This is a genomic window from Canicola haemoglobinophilus (assembly GCF_002015075.1).
GTDB lineage: Bacteria > Pseudomonadota > Gammaproteobacteria > Enterobacterales > Pasteurellaceae > Canicola > Canicola haemoglobinophilus.
Window position 1 is genome coordinate 1 of sequence record NZ_MUXZ01000043.1, and the last position, 1133, is coordinate 1133.

Genomic DNA, 1133 nt, shown 5'->3' on the forward strand with positions numbered 1-1133 from the left:
ATACATCTCTACTTGCATACCATTATCATGACGAGATAATAAATGACTAAAATTTAAATGCTGTTTCAAAAATTTAAAGAAAACCTCAATTTCCCAACGTTTCTTATATAATTCTGCAATTTCTAATGCGCTATATCTTTTATTATTTGTCAGAAAATAAAGGCTTTTTTCATCTTCTTTTAATTTACATTTAATTAATCGTAAATCATGTTGTGTTTCTTTATTCTTTTTATTAAATAATTTTACAATTAAGTCACTCTCAATCACTAATTTCTCATTTTCTTGACCTACTGAAGCAGAATTATGACTTTGCTCAACATATCTCACTTCTTCTCTTGCTCGAGTAATAAAATTTAAGCCCTTATCACTAAACTCATCAAAGCTAGCTCGAGACTGTATCCCCATATCAAATAGCAAAATATTGTCTTTACTTAAAGGACAATCTAAAATCAATTCCTTTAATGCAACTTCTTCTGATGCATAAATACGTTCTCTAAAGACTTTTGACATAATTGGCACACCTGAAAAGGCAACGCTATATTTAATACCCTTTACATTATCACTACTTCCTACTTTAATGCCCTCCTTTAATAATTTGCTCGATAAGGTTACCGTTGTTGAATCAAATGCAATAATATTATCTTTCTTAGTTAAATATTTACTTGCATATTTTTCAAATACACATTCAAAAATAGATTTAAAATAATTCACATTAATTGTTCTTAATCTATCACTAATTGAATTATATTTTGCTTTTTCTATTTTTTTATCAAATAATCCCGTAAAAGCTGCCGAACTATAAAATTGTTCTAATGTTCTTAAACTATTTTCTCTGACATTTAAAGACGAAAAGAGCAATAAATAAAACATGACTTCTCCATGCAATTTCTTTACTTGCTTATCGACTTTATATTCCATTCCAAATTCAATCAGTTTCTCTCGTGGCACGTAGCTTAAAATTTCTCTCAGTTTCATTTTTATCCCCATTGTTATTAGTCAATATGGATATAGTTTACTACTTTTTTAATTCTTCGTTTTTATTCTGTATGAAATAACAGTGTTTTGATAAAATAAGCTCAATTATTTAATGGTGAAAGGATTATTAAATGGCTAGAACGCTTGATATTTACTGC

At 27.7% G+C, this 1133-nt stretch carries 1 protein-coding gene; it reads right to left on the reverse strand.

From position 1 onward, the window contains the following. On the reverse strand, positions 1 to 975 hold a 975-nt coding region (locus B0186_RS11550; RefSeq protein WP_158077980.1), incomplete at its 3' end, for an IS4 family transposase. Positions 976 to 1133 lie beyond the last annotated feature (158 nt).